Annotated in this window: 18 protein-coding genes; 9 read left to right on the top strand and 9 right to left on the bottom strand. The window is 63.7% G+C overall.

Going from position 1 to position 16216, the window contains the following annotated elements; translation table 11 throughout:
- Window positions 1-94 precede the first annotated feature (94 nt).
- Window positions 95-2866 (bottom strand): aconitate hydratase AcnA, encoded by a 2772-nt coding sequence (gene acnA, locus HJO_RS12085; protein ID WP_035617127.1) that lies wholly within the window; start codon window positions 2864-2866, stop codon window positions 95-97.
- 115 nt (window positions 2867-2981) lie between these two features.
- Here acnA and ccmA point away from each other — a divergent pair, with 115 nt between their 5' ends.
- From ccmA to HJO_RS12065, 5 genes are read left to right on the top strand one after another with little or no spacing between them, the layout of a single operon-like run.
- Entirely contained in the window at window positions 2982-3554 is a 573-nt protein-coding gene (ccmA, locus tag HJO_RS12080; RefSeq protein ID WP_241764736.1) for a heme ABC exporter ATP-binding protein CcmA, read from the top strand.
- Window positions 3551-4216 (top strand): heme exporter protein CcmB, encoded by a 666-nt coding sequence (gene ccmB, locus HJO_RS12075; protein ID WP_084141947.1) that lies wholly within the window; start codon window positions 3551-3553, stop codon window positions 4214-4216. The genes ccmA and ccmB overlap by 4 nt, the downstream gene beginning before the upstream one ends.
- Window positions 4217-4236: 20 nt before the next feature.
- On the top strand, window positions 4237-4968 hold the full coding sequence (gene ccmC, locus HJO_RS12070; protein ID WP_035617125.1) for a heme ABC transporter permease CcmC: 732 nt from the start codon (window positions 4237-4239) through the stop codon (window positions 4966-4968).
- Window positions 4968-5132, top strand: a complete 165-nt coding sequence (gene ccmD / locus HJO_RS18230) for a heme exporter protein CcmD (protein WP_162173827.1) — start codon at window positions 4968-4970, stop codon at window positions 5130-5132. The genes ccmC and ccmD overlap by 1 nt, the downstream gene beginning before the upstream one ends.
- Window positions 5129-5653, top strand: coding sequence for a redoxin domain-containing protein (locus HJO_RS12065; protein WP_035617124.1), 525 nt, complete (start codon window positions 5129-5131; stop codon window positions 5651-5653). The genes ccmD and HJO_RS12065 overlap by 4 nt, the downstream gene beginning before the upstream one ends.
- Window positions 5654-5659: 6 nt before the next feature.
- Here HJO_RS12065 and HJO_RS12060 read toward each other — a convergent pair whose 3' ends face one another.
- Window positions 5660-6268, bottom strand: coding sequence for a MarR family winged helix-turn-helix transcriptional regulator (locus HJO_RS12060; RefSeq protein ID WP_035617123.1), 609 nt, complete (start codon window positions 6266-6268; stop codon window positions 5660-5662).
- 126 nt (window positions 6269-6394) lie between these two features.
- Here HJO_RS12060 and HJO_RS12055 point away from each other — a divergent pair, with 126 nt between their 5' ends.
- On the top strand, window positions 6395-6946 hold the full coding sequence (locus tag HJO_RS12055; RefSeq protein ID WP_035617121.1) for an NUDIX hydrolase: 552 nt from the start codon (window positions 6395-6397) through the stop codon (window positions 6944-6946).
- Here the strand turns inward: HJO_RS12055 and HJO_RS12050 are convergent.
- Together HJO_RS12050 and HJO_RS12045 are read right to left on the bottom strand one after the other, a co-directional pair.
- The gene (locus tag HJO_RS12050; RefSeq protein WP_035617119.1) at window positions 6943-7584 is read right to left on the bottom strand and encodes an inner membrane-spanning protein YciB; all 642 of its coding nucleotides are present in this window, start codon (window positions 7582-7584) and stop codon (window positions 6943-6945) included. The two genes, HJO_RS12055 and HJO_RS12050, sit on opposite strands and share 4 nt — an antisense overlap.
- 80 nt (window positions 7585-7664) lie before the next feature.
- Complete coding sequence (locus HJO_RS12045) at window positions 7665-8540, bottom strand: EamA family transporter (RefSeq protein ID WP_035617118.1); 876 nt, start codon at window positions 8538-8540, stop codon at window positions 7665-7667.
- A gap of 111 nt (window positions 8541-8651) precedes the next feature.
- On the opposite strand from HJO_RS12045, the gene HJO_RS12040 reads away from it, so the two are divergent.
- From HJO_RS12040 to HJO_RS12030, 3 genes are all read left to right on the top strand, one after another.
- Window positions 8652-10391 (top strand): N-acyl-D-amino-acid deacylase family protein, encoded by a 1740-nt coding sequence (locus HJO_RS12040; RefSeq protein ID WP_035617117.1) that lies wholly within the window; start codon window positions 8652-8654, stop codon window positions 10389-10391.
- Between the two features lie 74 nt (window positions 10392-10465).
- Window positions 10466-10870 (top strand): hypothetical protein, encoded by a 405-nt coding sequence (locus HJO_RS12035; protein WP_035617116.1) that lies wholly within the window; start codon window positions 10466-10468, stop codon window positions 10868-10870.
- 4 nt (window positions 10871-10874) lie between these two features.
- Window positions 10875-11090 (top strand): helix-turn-helix transcriptional regulator, encoded by a 216-nt coding sequence (locus HJO_RS12030; RefSeq protein WP_035617115.1) that lies wholly within the window; start codon window positions 10875-10877, stop codon window positions 11088-11090.
- 3 nt (window positions 11091-11093) lie between these two features.
- Here the strand turns inward: HJO_RS12030 and ftsY are convergent, their stop codons facing one another.
- The 5 genes from ftsY to HJO_RS12005 form a co-directional block, all read right to left on the bottom strand.
- On the bottom strand, window positions 11094-12482 hold the full coding sequence (gene ftsY, locus HJO_RS12025; protein ID WP_035617113.1) for a signal recognition particle-docking protein FtsY: 1389 nt from the start codon (window positions 12480-12482) through the stop codon (window positions 11094-11096).
- The gene (mtaB, locus tag HJO_RS12020; RefSeq protein WP_035617112.1) at window positions 12479-13753 is read right to left on the bottom strand and encodes a tRNA (N(6)-L-threonylcarbamoyladenosine(37)-C(2))-methylthiotransferase MtaB; all 1275 of its coding nucleotides are present in this window, start codon (window positions 13751-13753) and stop codon (window positions 12479-12481) included. The genes ftsY and mtaB overlap by 4 nt, the downstream gene beginning before the upstream one ends.
- A gap of 68 nt (window positions 13754-13821) precedes the next feature.
- On the bottom strand, window positions 13822-14631 hold the full coding sequence (gene dapF, locus HJO_RS12015) for a diaminopimelate epimerase (RefSeq protein WP_035617111.1): 810 nt from the start codon (window positions 14629-14631) through the stop codon (window positions 13822-13824).
- 50 nt (window positions 14632-14681) lie between these two features.
- Window positions 14682-15098 carry a hypothetical protein gene (locus HJO_RS12010; RefSeq protein WP_035617109.1) on the bottom strand — a complete coding sequence of 139 codons (417 nt, stop codon included), beginning with the start codon at window positions 15096-15098 and terminating at the stop codon, window positions 14682-14684.
- A gap of 52 nt (window positions 15099-15150) precedes the next feature.
- Window positions 15151-16200 carry a MaoC family dehydratase gene (locus tag HJO_RS12005; protein WP_035617108.1) on the bottom strand — a complete coding sequence of 350 codons (1050 nt, stop codon included), beginning with the start codon at window positions 16198-16200 and terminating at the stop codon, window positions 15151-15153.
- Between the last annotated feature and the right edge of the window lie 16 nt (window positions 16201-16216).

Genomic DNA, 16216 nt, shown 5'->3' with positions numbered 1-16216 from the left:
TCGCATGACAATCACAGGGGTGTGAGAACTGCTATTTTAACCCCACCCCCCAATATGGCGCCGCCTCCCCCGCAAACGGGGGAGGCGGCCTGTATCAGAGCGCTTCCTTGGCAAGATTGCGCAGGACGTAGTGGAGAATGCCGCCATTGCGGTAGTAATCCAGCTCGTTTTCCGTATCGATCCTGACGCGGCAATCGATGCTGGTGACCGACCCGTCGGCAGAGGTGATGGTGACCGGCAGTGTCATGCGAGGCGTGATATCGCCGATGCCCTGGATGGAAACCTGCTCGTCGCCCTTGAGGCCGAGTTTTTCCCAGGTCAGGTCTCCGGTGAATTCCAGCGGCAGGACGCCCATCCCGATCAGGTTCGAGCGGTGGATCCGCTCGAAACTGCCGGCGATGACGGCCCGCACACCCAGCAGAATCGTGCCCTTGGCGGCCCAGTCACGCGATGAACCCGTGCCGTATTGCTGGCCGGCGAAGATGACCAGCGGCACGCCCTCGTCCTTGTACATCATGGCGGCGTCGAAGATCGGCAGTTCCTGGCCGCCCGGATAATGCTTGGTCACGCCGCCTTCAACGCCGGGAACCATCTGGTTCTTGATGCGGATATTGGCGAACGTGCCGCGCATCATGACCTGGTGGTTGCCGCGGCGAGCGCCGTAGGAGTTGAACTCGAGCACGGGCACCTGGTGCTCGCGCAGGTAATCGCCAGCCGGGCCATCGGACTTGATATTGCCGGCCGGGGAGATGTGGTCGGTGGTGATCGAGTCGCCAAAAAGGCCGAGTACGCGGGCGTTGCTGACGTCCTCGAGCGCGGCGGGTTCCAGCCCCATGCCTTCGAAATAGGGCGGGTTCTGGACATAGGTCGAATTGATCGGCCAGTCATAGGTCTGTCCGCCGGACACCTTGATGCCCTGCCATTTCTCGTCGCCCTTGAACACGTCGGCGTAACGGCTGCGGAACATGTCCGCCGTCACCGAGGCGCGCATGACTTCGGCAATCTCCTTCGAGGTCGGCCAGATGTCCTTGAGGTAGACCGGCTTGCCGTCCTGGTCGTTACCAAGCGGGTCGGTTGTCAGGTTCTTGTGCAGCGATCCGGCAATCGCATAGGCGACGACCAGCGGTGGGGAGGCGAGATAGTTCGCGCGGATATCCTGTCCGATCCGGCCTTCGAAATTCCGGTTCCCGGAGAGAACGGAACAGGCGACAATGTCGTTTTCGTTGATCGACTTGGCGATCGACGGTGCCAGCGGTCCGGAATTGCCGATACAGGTCGTGCAGCCATAGCCGACCAGGTTGAAGCCCATGGCATCGAGATCGTCCTGCAGGCCGGCACGGAGAAGATAGTCCGTCACCACCTGCGATCCGGGCGCGAGCGACGTCTTCACCCACGGCTTGGACGAGAGGCCCTTGGCGCGCGCATTGCGGGCGAGCAGGCCCGCAGCCAGCATGACCGACGGGTTCGATGTGTTGGTGCAGGACGTGATTGCGGCAATGACGACCGAGCCGTCATGCAGGTGGTAGTCGCAGCCTTCGACGGCGTAGGTCGGCACGCCGTAATCGTCAGGGATGGTCTTGTTCATCGTCGCGCCTTCGTCGACGAAACGCGCTTCGCCAACCGATTCCGGCTCCTTGTCCTTTTCGACGCCGCCGCCCTTGATGCCGAGAACATCCTTCTTGAACTGCGCCGCAGCTTCGGTGAGCAGGACGCGGTCCTGTGGCCGCTTGGGGCCAGCGAGCGACGGCACGACGTCGCCGAGGTCGAGTTCCAGCGTATCGGAGAAAACCGGATCTTCCATGTCGGGGCGCCAGTAGCCCTGGGCCTTGGCATAGGCTTCGACCAGCGCGACGCGGTCGGCATCACGGCCGGTCTCGGTCAGGTAGGTGACCGTCTCATTGTCGATGGGGAAGAACCCGCAAGTCGCGCCATATTCCGGCGCCATGTTGGATATCGTGGCTTCGTCTTCGAGCGTGAGGTGGTCGAGGCCGGGGCCGTAGAATTCGACGAACTTGTCGACAACGCCCTTCTTGCGCAGCATTTCGACCACTGTCAGCACGAGATCGGTCGCGGTTGCGCCTTCCGCCAGCTTGCCGGTGAACTTGAAGCCGACGACCTGCGGTATGAGCATGGAAACCGGCTGGCCGAGCATGGCCGCCTCGGCCTCGATGCCGCCGACGCCCCAGCCAAGCACGGCCAGCGCGTTGATCATGGTCGTGTGGCTGTCAGTACCAACCAGGGTGTCGGGATAGGCGACGGTTTCGCCGCCTTCTTCCTTGGTCCAGACCGTCTGGCCGAGATATTCGAGGTTCACCTGGTGGCAGATGCCTGTGCCGGGCGGCACGACGCGGAAATTCTTGAACGCCGACGAGCCCCAGCGCAGGAATTCGTAGCGTTCGCCATTGCGTTCGTATTCACGCTCGACGTTCTTGGCGAACGAATTGGCCGTGGCGAAACTGTCCACCATGACCGAGTGGTCGATGACGAGATCGACAGGCACTTGCGGGTTGATCGCATCCGGTGCGGCGCCCAGCTTCGCGGCTGCGTCGCGCATGGCGGCGAGATCGACAACCGCCGGAACGCCGGTAAAATCCTGCATCAGGACGCGGGCCGGGCGATAGGCGATTTCGTGGCTGGTCTGGCCCTTGTTGTCGAGCCAGGCCTTGAACGCCAGGATGTCATCCTTGGTGACCGTCTTGCCATCCTCGAAGCGCAGCATGTTCTCCAGGAGCACTTTCAGGGAGGCCGGCAGGCGCGACACATCGCCGAGACCGTTTTCAGAGGCTGCGGCGAGCGAATAATAAGTGTACGTCTTGCCAGCAGCGGTAAGCGTGCGTTTGGATTTGAAGCTGTCGAGAGACGGCATGCGGGAGACCTCGTGTCTTGGTGTTTCAGGCAGGTGCCGCAGCAAGGCGGCGTGTTGTCTGGTGTCATATAGGGGGTATGGACCCGATGCAATTGGGACAAAGGGTCTATTCCGGGTGGAAACTGTGTTGCTGAGCGCCGAAAATCTCGGGATCCTGCGGGGCGAGCGCGTCCTGTTCGAGGGCGTGTCGCTTGAAGTTCGCCGGGGCGACGCCGTTCTGCTGCGCGGCGCCAACGGTGCCGGCAAGACCACCCTGTTGCGCATACTGGCCGGCCTTACCCGGACGGACAGCGGGCACGTCACCCGCGGCGCGGCGCATCACTGGATCGGGCACCGTGAAGGGCTGAAGCCGCACGAAACACCGCGGGCGCATCTCGCGCTCTGGGCGAAGGCCTGGGGTGCCGAGGCCGATACGAATACAATTCTCGGTGATATGGGGCTTTCGCGGCCCGCCGATGTGGCGGCGCGCTACCTGTCCGCCGGGCAAAGGCGCCGTACGGCGCTGGCGCGGCTGATGCTGGACATCCGCCCGGTCTGGCTGCTGGATGAGCCGTTCACGGCGCTGGATGCCGAGGGTCGCGAGCGGGTACTGGCCATGGTTCACAAGCACCGTCAGAACGGCGGCGCGGTCGTGGCTGCGGTGCATGGCGACTCCGGGTTTGTGGCGAGCCAGGAGATGGTGCTGTGAGCCCGGCACCCATCCTTTCCGCCTTCCGACAGGCCCTGGGCGAAGCCTGGGCAGGCGGGGCAGGCGCGCTATTGCCGCTTGGCTTCTTCGCCGGAGCGGCTGTCCTGGTGCCGCTGGGTATCGGAACCGAACCTGGCATGCTGCGCGCGGTCGGGCCCGGCATCCTCTGGGTCGCCCTTGCGCTATCCAGCCTGGTGACACTGGAGCGCATCTTCCAGGCTGATGTCGAGGATGGCGCGCTGGACCTCTGGTTGCAGGCAGGTGCGCCGGTTTCGGCCATTGCGGCGGCCAAGACCTTCGCCCACTGGCTGACCGCCGGTCTGCCGCTGGCGCTGATGAGCCCGGTTCTTGCCCTCATGTTCCAGGCGGATGCCGACGTGAACCTCCTGTCCGGCGCCCTTGCCTACGGGCTTGGCGGACTGGCCTTCTTCTTCTGGGGCGGTGTCGGGGCAGCACTGTCTGCGACGGTGCGGCGCGGCGGCCTGCTGATTGCCCTGATCGCCCTGCCGCTCTATGTGCCGACGGCGATCTTCGGATCGATGGCGGTTTCCGGCGCAGCGGGTACCACGGCCGCGCCCCTGCTGCTTGCCGCCTCGACCCTGTTCGCACTGGCGGTCGCGCCATTCGCCATGGCTGCGGCGCTGCGCTTGGCGGCGGATTGAGGGGAGGCTATCTGGTGGGCATGTTATCTGCGTTCGCAAATCCGCACCGGTTCCTGGCCCTGTCGAAATGGCTGGCACCGGTCTTTTACCTGCTCGGCGCCGGGCTGATCGCCTGGGGCCTCTGGCAGGGCCTGTATGTGGTGCCGAAGGACGAGGTGCAGGGCGGTGACATCATGCGTGTCATGTTCGTGCACGTCCCGGCGGCCTGGCTGGCAATGGCGAGCTATACCGCCATGGCGTCAGCCAGCTTCGTCTGGTTCATCTGGCGCCATGAACTTGCCGACATCGCGGCCAAGGCCATTGCACCGCTCGGCGCTGTCTGGACCGCGTTGTGCCTTGCGACCGGATCAATCTGGGGCAAGCCGACCTGGGGCACATGGTGGCAATGGGATGATGCACGGATGATGAGCGTGCTGTTCCTGTTCTTCCTGTTCCTTGGCTACATGGCGTTGCGGGCCGCAATGGATTCGCGCCAGAAAGCCGCGCGGGCCGGGGCGATCCTCGCCATGGTCGGCGCCATCAACGTGCCGCTGATCAAGTTTTCGGTCGATCTCTTCACGTCGCTTCACCAGGATTCCAGTGTACTGACCGCCGAAGGGCCGAAAATGGCGGCGGTCTATCTCTGGCCGCTGCTGATGAGCGGCCTCGGTCATTCGCTGCTGTTCGGCGCCATGGTGATGACCCTGATGCGGGCTGAAATATGGACGCGGCGCGCGGCGCGCCAGCGCGCACGTCTGCTGGCGGGCGCTTGATGGAGATCATTCCGGCCTTCGACAAGAACGCGGCCTATATCTGGGCCTGCTATGGCCTCGGGCTTGTACTGATCGGCGGCGCGCTGCTCGGCGTTGTCCTGCGGGCGCGCGCAGCCAGGGCCGAACTCGCGCGCCTGACGCTGGATGAAGGGGACAAGGAATGACTCGCTGGCTGGCCGCCTTGCCTGTAATCGCACTCCTCCTGTTCGCCGGACTCGGGCTGTCGCAGCTGCTGAGTCCCCAAAAGGGCGAATTCGAGCGCGTCTCCCGCGACGCACCGGACCGGGCATTCGAAACAATGGAAGGCGGCGTGGTGACCTATTCGCAGCCCCCGGGAGACGCGGCAATCGTCGTGAACCTGTTTGCGAGCTGGTGCGCGCCGTGCGAGGCAGAACATCCGCAGCTGGTTGCCCTGTCAAAGGCGTTCCCGGGCCGGGTTTACGGAATACTCTACAAGGACAGCCCCGAAAATGGCGCCGGTTTCCTTGACCGCATGGGCAACCCCTTTGCCGGGGTGGCGCTGGACCCTGACGGGCAGGGCGGTCTCGATTTCGGGTTGACCGGCGTACCGGAAACCTTCGTCATCTCGCACGAAGGCAAAATCCTCCTGCACGTACCGGGTCCGCTGGACGCCAAGGCCGTGCGCGAGGTGAGCGGGGCGCTGAACGCGCCCCGCGAACCCTGACGGGAATTATTTCTTCTTCTTTTTGGCTTTCGGCTTGGCTTTCAAGACCGGCGCCTTTTCCGCTGCGGCCTTGGATTTTGCCCTTGGCTTGGCTTTCACGGCTTTCCGCTTGGTAGCGGTCTTCGGCCGCGCACGCACAACCGCAGGTGCCTCTGCCGCAGCAGGCTTTGCAGCCGCCGCTTCGGTATCTTCAACCAGCTTCGAAAGGCCCGACAGGAGCGCGTCCTGCTTGGTTTTCGGCATGGCGTCGAACAGGGCGGCATCAGCCGCGTCAACAGCCGGTTGCGCCTTGTCCAGCGCCTTGCGACCTTTTGCCATCAGCGAGACGGACTTGGCGCGGGCATCGGTTTTCGAGGCGACGCGCTTGATCAGGCCGGCCTTTTCCATGCGGGCGACCATGTCGGCGAGCGTCGACCGGTCGATGCCGGTTGCGTTCACGAGATCAGACTGGCTGACGCCTTCATTGCCCGAAAGCGCGGCGAGCACCGAAAACTGGCGCAGCGTGACGCCGGCAGCCTTCAGTGCCGACGCGGAGTGGTTCGCAGCGATTTGCTGGGCGCGGTGCAGCAAGTGACTCGGTGATTTGTTGAGATTGAAACTGGTTGTCGTTGCCATTTTAGTGTCTACTTTCCTGGTCTGGTTGGCGTGAATTCGCCAAAAACTTGTCTATGCGGCCTTTAAACAGCTCGCCCGTGTGCGGATCAACGGTTTTCTCCATACGAGACATAGGTTGAAGATTTGATGACGGATCAATTAGCAAAAGGTTCCAAAAGGCCTGTATTTATTATGCGCGTGCCGAAAGGTGACGATCGGTCGCGGCGCGTTTGTGACACGTGCGGTTTTATCGACTATGTCAACCCGCGGATCGTCGCAGGTTCAGTTGTCACGCGCGATGACAGGGTCCTGCTTTGCAAGCGCGCCATCGAGCCGCGCAAGGGATTCTGGACGCTTCCGGCAGGATTCATGGAGCAAAGCGAGACGGTTGAAGACGCTGCGCGGCGCGAAGCACAGGAAGAAGCCTGTGCGGATATCCGGCTCGATCAAATTCTCGCGATCTATTCCGTGCCCCGCATCAGCCAGGTGCAGGTCATGTTCCGGGCAAGGCTTGCATCTAGTATTGCAGCGGGGCCTGAAAGCGAGGAAGTCGGCCTGTTTCACTGGAAGGATATTCCCTGGTCCGAACTCGCCTTCCCGACCGTGGTCTGGGCGCTGACACACTATGCCCAGACGCGTTTCCTATCTGGTTTCCCACCATTTACCAATCCGCCGGGCACGGAAAGACTGACCCGTTAGGCCGATGTATCGGCCTCATCAGGGTCGATCATGTGTTTCATGGTGTAGGGAATGTTGATGAGTGCAAAGACGAAGCCCACGGCAACATTGCCAAGACGCCAATTGGCCCAGGTTTCCTCGGTGAAGAACTGCCACAGGACGATGTTCCATATCGCCATGGCGACAAAATACAGTCCCCAGCGTATTGCCAGCGTGCGCCATGCGAAATCCGGCAGGTGGAACGCGCCGTCAAAGAACATTTTCCAGATATTGCGGCCAACTGCGAGACCGCCGAATATGATGCCGGCGAACAGGAAGTTGATGATGGTCGGTTTGATGAACAGGAACACTTTCGACTGCAGCACGATGCCGATCGTGCCGAATGTGCCGATCAGTGCCGACGACATGATCAGGAAAGGCGGGATCCGTTCCCCCTTCACCAGCTTCTGGATGATCACGCCGAGCGTCATCACGATCAGCGCGCCGGTGGCCCAGTAGAGTGCCGTGTCCTTGGTGAACAAGCCGTCGCCTTCCGGGAAGCGCAGCAGCACGTTGTAGATCACTACAAAGACCAGCGTCGGCCCAAGCTCTACCCAGACATTGCCGGGCTTGCGGCCTTTGGTGACGGAGTCGGCGGTCTGTTCGGGCGTGTCTGTCATATGGAGTCTTACGCGGCTGGGCCGTCCCTGGATGCTTTGCGACTGTCTTGCACAAAGGGCCCTGTCCCACCAGACCCCGATCACCCCGCCGCCTGCATGACAACGAGACCACACGCCAGCACGGCCGCCGCCGTGGTACGCCGCGGGCCGAACCCTTCGTGCAGCAGGAAAGCGCCGAACCCGGCCGCGAACACGACGGAGGTCTCCCGTAGCGCCGTCACCATCGCGGCATCCGTCAGCGTATAGGCGACAATTGCCATGCCATAGGACAGCGAGCCGAGCAGACCGGCGATCAGGCCGCCGCGCATCAGGGGGCGTACCGTTTGCAGGAGGCGCCCCTTGCGCTGCCACACCGTCACCACGGTGACGCCGATCCAGTCGATCAGGAACAACCAGACGATGAATGTCATGGAGCCGGGCAGCGCCAGGCCGGGCATCTCGCGCGCGGCGCGGGCATCCGCAACCGCATAGAGCCCGACGCCGACGGCGGTCATGACCGCCCAGAACAGAGCCCGGCGGTCGAGACGGCGGGCATGCAGGGTCGCACCCGTCGGCAGGGCAAAGACGATGATCGAGACACTCGCCGCAAACAGGCCGACCATCTGGATCGGGTTGAGTGTCTCGCGCAGCATGACGGCGGCAAAGCAGGCCGTGGCAAGCGGGCCGAGGCCGCGCATCACCGGGAAGACGAGTGACAGGTCACCCCGGTGCATCGCCCGGACGGCGCTGAACTGGTAGAACCAGTGCGCCACCATGGACGTCGCGATCAGCGGCCATGTTTCGCGCGGCGGCAGCGGCACGAAGGGAACGAGTGGCAGCACGGTGACGGCCATGACCAGCGACACCAGCATGCGCGCCGTCAGCACGTCCCCGCCGCGCTTGACCAGGACATTCGTCGCGGCGAGCGAGATGGCCGAGGCAAGGCAGAGCGCAACAGGAAACAGGGCAGTTGTCATGGCGGCGCTGTATGCGCGGCTTTTGGCGCTGCGAAAAGCCCGACGCGGCGTTAGGGTTTGACTAAAGACCGATCGGGGTCATTCTCCGGCGAAAAGAGGGAGACGATCGCCATGGCCACTCATGACATCATCCTGCGCGGCGGGCTGGTCTTTGACGGCAGCGGCGCACCGCCCAGGGAAATGGATGTTGCCGTCGATGGCGGCGTGATTGCGCGCATTGGCAAGGTCGACGGCACGGGCCGCGAGGAAATCGACGCCCGCGGCCAGATCGTCACGCCTGGCTTTGTCGACATTCACACCCATTATGACGGACAGGCCGCCTGGGACAGCGCCATCAGCCCCTCCTCGCTGCACGGCATCACGACTGCTGTCATGGGCAATTGCGGTGTGGGTTTCGCGCCGTGCCGGGCCGAGGATCATGACCGGCTGATCCGCCTGATGGAGGGCGTCGAGGACATTCCCTTCCCGGTATTGACCGAAGGCCTGCCCTGGAGCTGGGAGAGCTTCCCGGATTACCTGGACTTCCTGGGAGCGCGCGAATTCGATGTCGACATTGCCGCCCAGCTGCCGCACGCGGCCCTGCGCGTCTATGTCATGGGCGAGCGCGGCGCCAACCGGGAAGACGCGACGGCGGCAGAGATTGCCGAGATGGCGCGCCTTGCGACAGCTGCCGTCATGGCCGGCGCTATCGGGTTTTCGACGTCTCGGACACTGAACCACCGCACCTCGGACGGCCAGCCGACGCCGACACTCACGGCGAGCGAGGCCGAACTTACCGGAATTGCGATGGGCCTCGCCGAGGCCGGGCGCGGCGTGCTGCAATTCGTGTCGGACTTCAACGATCCGCAAAAGGAAGCCGCCATGCTGCGCCGGATCGTCGAAGCCTCGGGCCGGCCACTGTCGGTATCGCTGGCGCAGGCCGATGTCGCGCCGGAAGGCTGGCGCAAGCTGCTGGCAGCCATCGAAGAGGCTGTCGATGACGGCCTGCCCATGGCGGCGCAGGTCGCTCCCCGCCCGGTTGGCGTATTGCTCGGTCTTGAACTCACACTCAATACCTTCAGTGCGTATCCCGTATTCAGGGAGATTGCCGACCTGCCATTCGCAGACAAGGTGCGCCGCCTGAACGATGCAGACTTCCGCAAGCGCCTGCTGGCCGATGCCCCCCAGACCGACAACCCGTTCCTCAAGGTCATGCTGCGCAGCTTCGGCAAGATGTTCCAGTTGACCGACCCGGTCGACTACGAGCCCGGTCCCGAGCGCACGATCGAAGCGATTGCGGCCCGGCGCGGCGTCAGCAACGAAGAAGCCGCGCTCGACCTGATGCTGGAGCGCGACGGACGCGGCATGCTGTACCTGCCTTTCCTCAACTACTCGCAAGGCAGCCTGGAGCCGGCCCGCGCGATGATGGACAGCCCGGCCACGCTGCCTGGCCTGTCAGACGGCGGCGCGCATGTCGGCATGATCTGCGACGGCAGCTTCACCACGACCATGCTGACCCATTGGGCCAGGGACCGCACGCGGGGCCCGAAACTGCCGCTCGAATACCTGATCCACCGCCAGACACGGATGACCGCGCGCTGGATGGGGCTGGACGATCGCGGCCTGATCGCGCCGGGATACCGGGCCGATCTCAACGTCATCGACTTCGCGAACCTGAAACTGCACCTGCCTGAAGTGTTGCACGACCTGCCTGCCGGCGGGCGGCGCCTGATGCAGCGAGCCAGCGGTTATACCGCCACGCTCCTGGCGGGACAGGTGACCCATCGCGACGGCGACCCGACAGGCGCGAAACCCGGTCGCCTTGTTCGCGGCGCGCAAGCCGCGCCCGTGCGGGCAATGGCGGCGGAATAGGCAACATGTAAAGCACCCTTGACATGTAAAGTGTCCTTGTCTAAATGTAAAGCACACTGGACAAGGAGGCCATCATGGCAACACTCGGATTTCGCACGGCAAACAAGCGGTACAAACGGCTGTTCTGGCCAATGATCGCGATCTACGTCGCTGTCATCTTCGGGGCGAAATGGCTGTTCGATGAGGACACGGCGCCGCTCTGGCTGCGGATTGCCTGCGCGATCGCCACGACTGCGCCGATCATCGGGTGCATATGGGCTGGTCTCCGGATGACCTACGAGACCGACGAATATACCCGCGCCCGTCAGATGCGGGCCCTGGCAGAAGGCGGCGCGATTATCGCCTGCGCGGTCTTCCTTGTCGGCTTTCTCCAGATTTTCGAAGTGATCGGCCCGGTGGACGTTTTCTGGTTTGGGCCGGCCTATTTCGCTGCGTTCGGCCTCGCTTCGTGTCGAACTATTTTTGGCAAGACGGTTTAGGTTGATGAACAATATCCTGCGAATCCTGAGGACAGAACGCGGCTGGAGCCAGGCAGAACTGGCCGACCGCCTCGACGTTTCGCGCCAGTCGGTGAATGCCATCGAAACGGGAAAATATGACCCGTCCCTGCCGCTCGCCTTCGCCATCGCACGCCTGTTCGAGCGCGGGATCGAAGAGATTTTCGATGATGGACTGAGCGTGTCCAAAGCGGCGGAGTAAAGCCTAGTCGATGGCCCCGACCAGTGCGTGCGAAAATGCGTGGGCGCTGAACGGGCGCAGGTCATCGGCGCCTTCACCGACGCCGATGAAGTGGATCGGCAGGTCGTGCGCCTCGGCAATCGCAACCAGCACGCCACCCTTGGCCGTGCCGTCCAGTTTGGTCATGACCAGTCCCGTCACACCCGCCGTGTGGCGGAACGCCTCGACCTGGCTGAGGGCATTCTGACCGACCGTCGCATCCAGCACGAGGATGACATCGTGCGGAGCCGCAGGATCGAGCTTGCGGACAACACGAACCACCTTGGCGAGTTCGGCCATCAGTTCCGTCTTGTTCTGCAGCCGCCCGGCCGTGTCGACGAGGACGAGGTCGAGATCCTCGGCTTTCGCGCGTTCCATCGCCTCATAGACAAGGCCCGCCGCGTCCGCGCCGGTCGGCTTGGACATGACCGGAATCCCGGCCCGGTCGCCCCAGACGGTCAATTGTTCAATCGCGGCAGCGCGGAACGTATCGCCTGCCACCAGCAGGGCCTTGGCGCCCTGGTCCTTCAGTTTCGACGCGATCTTGCCAATCGTCGTTGTCTTGCCCGAACCATTGACGCCAACGAACAGCACCACACGCGGGCGCGGGCCGTCGGAAAAGTCGACAACCTGCTCGTGCGGCGCGAGAACGGCTTCAATTTCGGCCGCCAGGGCCTGTTTGATCTCGTTTTCGGTGATTTCCCGATCGAAGCGCCCCTTCGCCAGGCCCTTCGTCACGCGCTGGGCAACGGCGGCGCCGAGGTCTGACGTGATCAGCAGGTCTTCAAGGTCTTCAAGTGTCTCGTCATCCAGCTTGCGTTTGTTGAACGCGGCAAGGCCGGAGCCGAGCCGGGAAGACGAGCGCGCAAGGCCGGACCCGAGTTTCGCAACGAACCCCGGATCATTCGCTTCGGCTTCAAGCGCGGCGCGCGCGGTCGCTTCACGTTCTTCCCGCAGGCGCACGGCTTCGCGGCGGTCTTCCAGGAGTTTCAGTTCGGCCGCAGCCTTGGCGCGCGTCGCTTCGCGTTCCTCGCGGGCCAGGCGGGCCGCTTCCGCCTCGGCCTCAAGACGCCGGGCTTCGGCACCGTCGGCGCGGGCAAGGGCCTCGGCGCGCGCCGCTTCGGCCTTGCGCGCCTCGTCGTCCAGTCGCCTGGATTCAGCTTCCGCTTCAGCGGCTTCGCGGGCCTGACGGTCTTCCCACGCCTTGTTCGCCTCGGCGACTGCGCGTTCAATTTCAGCCTTTTCGGCCTCTTTCGCAGCGATTTCAGCGTCGCGGGCAGCAATCTCGTCAGCCGAGAGCTCCGGTTCCGGCATCGCCGCACCCGCTGCTTTCGCTGCGTCCTCAGCCTTTTTCTTCCCGAACCAGAGAATCATTCAATCGTCCCAACAAGCTGTGTGCCGTTGTGCCCGGTTATATGGGTGCGCACGACGCGTCCAGAAGGCGGCAGGGTGCCCTCGAGGTGGACCGGGGTGAAGTCAGGCAGGCGGGCGACAGGACCGCTCTCGACGAGGGCAGGGGCGGTCGTGCCGACATGGCGGGCAAGGTGGGTGACGAGGGCGATGTCACCGGCCGCACGGAGGCGGGCAGCGCGCGCCTTGATGGTGGCCTTGTCGACCTGCGGCATCCGCGCGGCGGGCGTGCCGGGGCGGGGGCTGTAGGGGAAGACATGCAGGAAACTGATGCCGCAATCCTCGACGAGCCGGACGGAATTCTCGAAATGCGCTTCGGTCTCGGTGGGAAAGCCGGCGATCAGGTCGGCGCCGAAGGCGATGTCCGGCCGTGCGTCGCGCAGGCGCCGGGTGAGCGCGATGGCCTGGTCCCGCGAATGGCGGCGTTTCATGCGCTTCAGGATCAGGTCGTCACCGTGCTGCAGCGACAGGTGCATGTAAGGGGCAAGGCGGGTGTCTGAGAGGGCTTCGACCAGCGCATCGTCGATCTCGATGGCGTCGATGGAGGAAATGCGCAGCTGGGCGAGGCCTGGCACCAGTTTCAGGATGCGCTGCACAAGGTTGCCAAGCTGCGGCGCACCCGGAAGGTCGGCGCCCCAGCTGGTCAGGTCGACGCCGGTCAGCACGACTTCATGATGCCCGGTCTCCACCAGCCGGCGCACCTGCGCCACGACGTCACCGGCCGGCACTGAGCGGGAATTGCCCCGGCCAAACGGGATGACGCAGAAGGTGCAGCGATGGTCGCAGCCATTCTGGACCTGGACATAGGCGCGGGCCCGGCCCTCCATGCCGTCGATCAGGTGGGCGGCGGTCTCACGTACCGCCATGATGTCGTTGACGCGGACCTTTTCGTTGCCGGCAAGCAGCGTGGCCGGTTCCCACGTCTCGGCCTGCATCTTTTCGTGGTTGCCGATCACGCGGGTGACTTCCGGCATGGCGGCGAACATGGCGGGGTCGATCTGCGCAGCACACCCGGTAACCAGGATCGGCGCACCGGGATGGTCCTTCGCCGCACGCCGGATCGCCTGACGCGCCGAGCGGACAGCTTCGGAGGTCACGGCGCAGGTGTTGATAATCACCGCGTCCTTCAGGCCTGCATCGGACGCATGGTTGCGCATCACCTCCGATTCATAGGTGTTGAGACGGCATCCGAGCGTGATCAGCGTCGGGCTGGGGGATGATTTCGTGTCAGTCATGGCAGGTGTGTCAGGGGCCACATCGCGCGCCCTGACGGCAGAATCAAGCCTGAGGGGCCAGTCTGGGTCTATATGACCGTCTCGAACTCGATCTCGACAGGGCCCGTCATGTAGACGTGGTCGTCATTTTCGCGCCAGTCGATGAGCAGTTCGCCACCATCCAGGATCAGCTTGACGGTGCGCTCCGTCAGCCCGGCACGGGCCGCACAGACGAGGGCGGCGCAGGCACCAGTCCCGCATGCCTTGGTCAGCCCGGCGCCACGTTCCCACACGCGCAGCCGGATATGCTCCCGGTCGAGGACCTGGGCGAAGCCGACATTCGTGCCTTCCGGAAACAATGGGTGCCACTCAACCAGCGGGCCCAGCTGCGGGATGTTGTAGGCGTTGACGTCTTTCACGAAAAAGACGGCATGCGGATTGCCCATCGAGACCACCGCGGGGCGCGCCAGGGTCGGATTGTCCATCGGCCCGATTTTCACGTCGACACCGCGGACATCCATCTTTTCAGCGAGGGGAATGTCTTCCCACCCCATCAGGGGCGAGCCCATGTCGACCGTTACGAGCCCGTCGATCGCCTTGAAGCCCTTCAGCATGTCCGCTTCGGTCTGGATCGTGACCATCTGCTTGCCGGTTTCCTCGAGAATCAGGTGCGCGACGGCCCGGGCGCCATTGCCACAGGCGGCGACTTCCCCGCCATCGGAATTCCAGATCCGCATGAACACGTCCTTGGTGGCATCGCGCTCCAGCGCGATCACCTGGTCGGCCTTCAGGTCGGTCGCAATCTGCCGAATCTGATCCTGCGTCGGCGCAAACGGCGTCGAGCGCGCATCGAATATGGCAAACGCGTTGCCGGCACCGTTCATCTTCCAGACTCTCATGGCGTTGTCCCTATTCGCTTTTGTGTCGCCGGAAAACCGGAGATTTCAACCTATCTCGGCAATCGTGTTGCAACGACCCACCCGCCGACCTGGATCGCCAATGCCACCAGCAGCGCGCCATACATCAGCGGGTGCGAGATGAAGAAGGCCAGGACCGCGACAAGGACACAGCCATAGTCCACAAGATCGCTCGACATCAACCAGCCCTGCGGCTGCCTTGCGCGCCGCACGTCCAGCAGCGTGACGGTGCGCCAGACCCGGCCCATGTCGGGTGGACCGAAGGCTGCGAGCAATTGTTTCGGGTCGAGGATGCCCGTCATCTCGGCAAGATCCGCAGCCCGGGCTTCACCCAGATAGATCGACCGCTTGCGCGCCGACGTGCCGATCAGGCTGATAATCGCCGACAGGACGATGGCCAGCGAGATCGCCGCCAGCGTGAAATCGTCGAAGGGTCCATATCCGCTCATCCGCCCTATATAGGCATACCGCGTCCGGACGGAAGCACGGAAGAGATGCTGGTCAGCGCTTCGGGATGGCAGCCCAGTAGTCGAAGTCCAGCAGGACACCGTCGGCGTACTTGCCGGCATCGGTCCTGTAGGCGAAGGCGCCGGGGTCCTGGTCCTTCACCGCGACAAGCCGCAGGCGAAGCGCGCCGCACGTTTCCGAAAGCACCGCCTTGTCCAGGACTTCGCTCCAGGCATAGATCGTGTCGCCAGCGAAAAGCGGGCTGACATGGCTGCCCGCGTTGATCGCCAGCATCTGGCCGGCATTGGCCAGGCCGTTGAAAGCGAGCGAACGGGCGATCGAGATCACCACGCCGCCATAGATCAGGCGCTTGCCGAACCGGCTGTCCTTCTGGCCATGCGCGTCGAAGTGGACCTTGGCGGTGTTCTGGTAGAGGCGCGTCGCGATCTGGTGCTCGGCCTCTTCCACGGTCATGCCGTCGACATGGTTGATCTTCTCGCCGACAGCGTAGTCATCGAACATGTGCGGGCTGCCGGACAGCGCCGCATCCCAGTCCCGCATGTCCGGATAGCCTTCCAGTTCGCTGGCCGGTACGGCATCCGGCAGGTCCGGAATGACGGGGTCGGGCGCGGGATTGTCCATCTCGAACTTGTTGACCATCACCCAGCGCACGAAAGACATGACGGTCTCGCCACGCTGGTTGAACCCGCGGGTGCGCACCCAGACGACGCCGGTCTTGCCATTCGAGTTCTGCTTGATGCCGATGACTTCCGACACGGTGTTCAGCGTGTCGCCCGGCATGACCGGCAGGAAGAACCGCCCGTCCGCATAGCCGAGATTGGCGACCGCATTCAGCGAGATGTCCGGCACGGACTTGCCGAAAACGACATGGAACGCGTGCAGCGGATCAATGCTGAGGCCCGCCATGCCGGCGGCCCGGGCGAATTCGGCCGACGAATATTGCGCATAGCGGTTGCCCGTCAGCGCCCGATAGAGGGCGATATCGCCTTCCGTCAGCGTCTGCGGAGTCGCATGGATGATCTCCATGCCGACATGGAAGTCCTCGAAATAGTTTCCGGGTTTGGATTTCTGTGCGCTTGCCATCTGCCGCCTCTTGATA

Origin of the sequence: Hyphomonas johnsonii MHS-2 (assembly GCF_000685275.1) — a bacterium.
Taxonomy (GTDB): Bacteria; Pseudomonadota; Alphaproteobacteria; order Caulobacterales; family Hyphomonadaceae; genus Hyphomonas; species Hyphomonas johnsonii.
This window is presented reverse-complemented; position numbering and strand designations above follow the sequence as displayed.

Bases quoted from the DNA above. Each gene is read 5' to 3' on its own strand.
- acnA (WP_035617127.1), bottom strand. From the start codon at position 2,866: ATGCCGTCTCTCGACAGCTTCAAATCCAAACGCACGCTTACCGCTGCT.
- ccmC (WP_035617125.1), top strand. From the start codon at position 4,237: ATGTTATCTGCGTTCGCAAATCCGCACCGGTTCCTGGCCCTGTCGAAA.
- ccmD (WP_162173827.1), top strand. From the start codon at position 4,968: ATGGAGATCATTCCGGCCTTCGACAAGAACGCGGCCTATATCTGGGCC.
- HJO_RS12065 (WP_035617124.1), top strand. From the start codon at position 5,129: ATGACTCGCTGGCTGGCCGCCTTGCCTGTAATCGCACTCCTCCTGTTC.
- HJO_RS12060 (WP_035617123.1), bottom strand. From the start codon at position 6,268: ATGGCAACGACAACCAGTTTCAATCTCAACAAATCACCGAGTCACTTG.
- HJO_RS12055 (WP_035617121.1), top strand. From the start codon at position 6,395: ATGACGGATCAATTAGCAAAAGGTTCCAAAAGGCCTGTATTTATTATG.
- HJO_RS12050 (WP_035617119.1), bottom strand. From the start codon at position 7,584: ATGACAGACACGCCCGAACAGACCGCCGACTCCGTCACCAAAGGCCGC.
- HJO_RS12045 (WP_035617118.1), bottom strand. From the start codon at position 8,540: ATGACAACTGCCCTGTTTCCTGTTGCGCTCTGCCTTGCCTCGGCCATC.
- HJO_RS12040 (WP_035617117.1), top strand. From the start codon at position 8,652: ATGGCCACTCATGACATCATCCTGCGCGGCGGGCTGGTCTTTGACGGC.
- HJO_RS12035 (WP_035617116.1), top strand. From the start codon at position 10,466: ATGGCAACACTCGGATTTCGCACGGCAAACAAGCGGTACAAACGGCTG.
- HJO_RS12030 (WP_035617115.1), top strand. From the start codon at position 10,875: ATGAACAATATCCTGCGAATCCTGAGGACAGAACGCGGCTGGAGCCAG.
- ftsY (WP_035617113.1), bottom strand. From the start codon at position 12,482: ATGATTCTCTGGTTCGGGAAGAAAAAGGCTGAGGACGCAGCGAAAGCA.
- mtaB (WP_035617112.1), bottom strand. From the start codon at position 13,753: ATGACTGACACGAAATCATCCCCCAGCCCGACGCTGATCACGCTCGGA.
- dapF (WP_035617111.1), bottom strand. From the start codon at position 14,631: ATGAGAGTCTGGAAGATGAACGGTGCCGGCAACGCGTTTGCCATATTC.
- HJO_RS12010 (WP_035617109.1), bottom strand. From the start codon at position 15,098: ATGAGCGGATATGGACCCTTCGACGATTTCACGCTGGCGGCGATCTCG.
- HJO_RS12005 (WP_035617108.1), bottom strand. From the start codon at position 16,200: ATGGCAAGCGCACAGAAATCCAAACCCGGAAACTATTTCGAGGACTTC.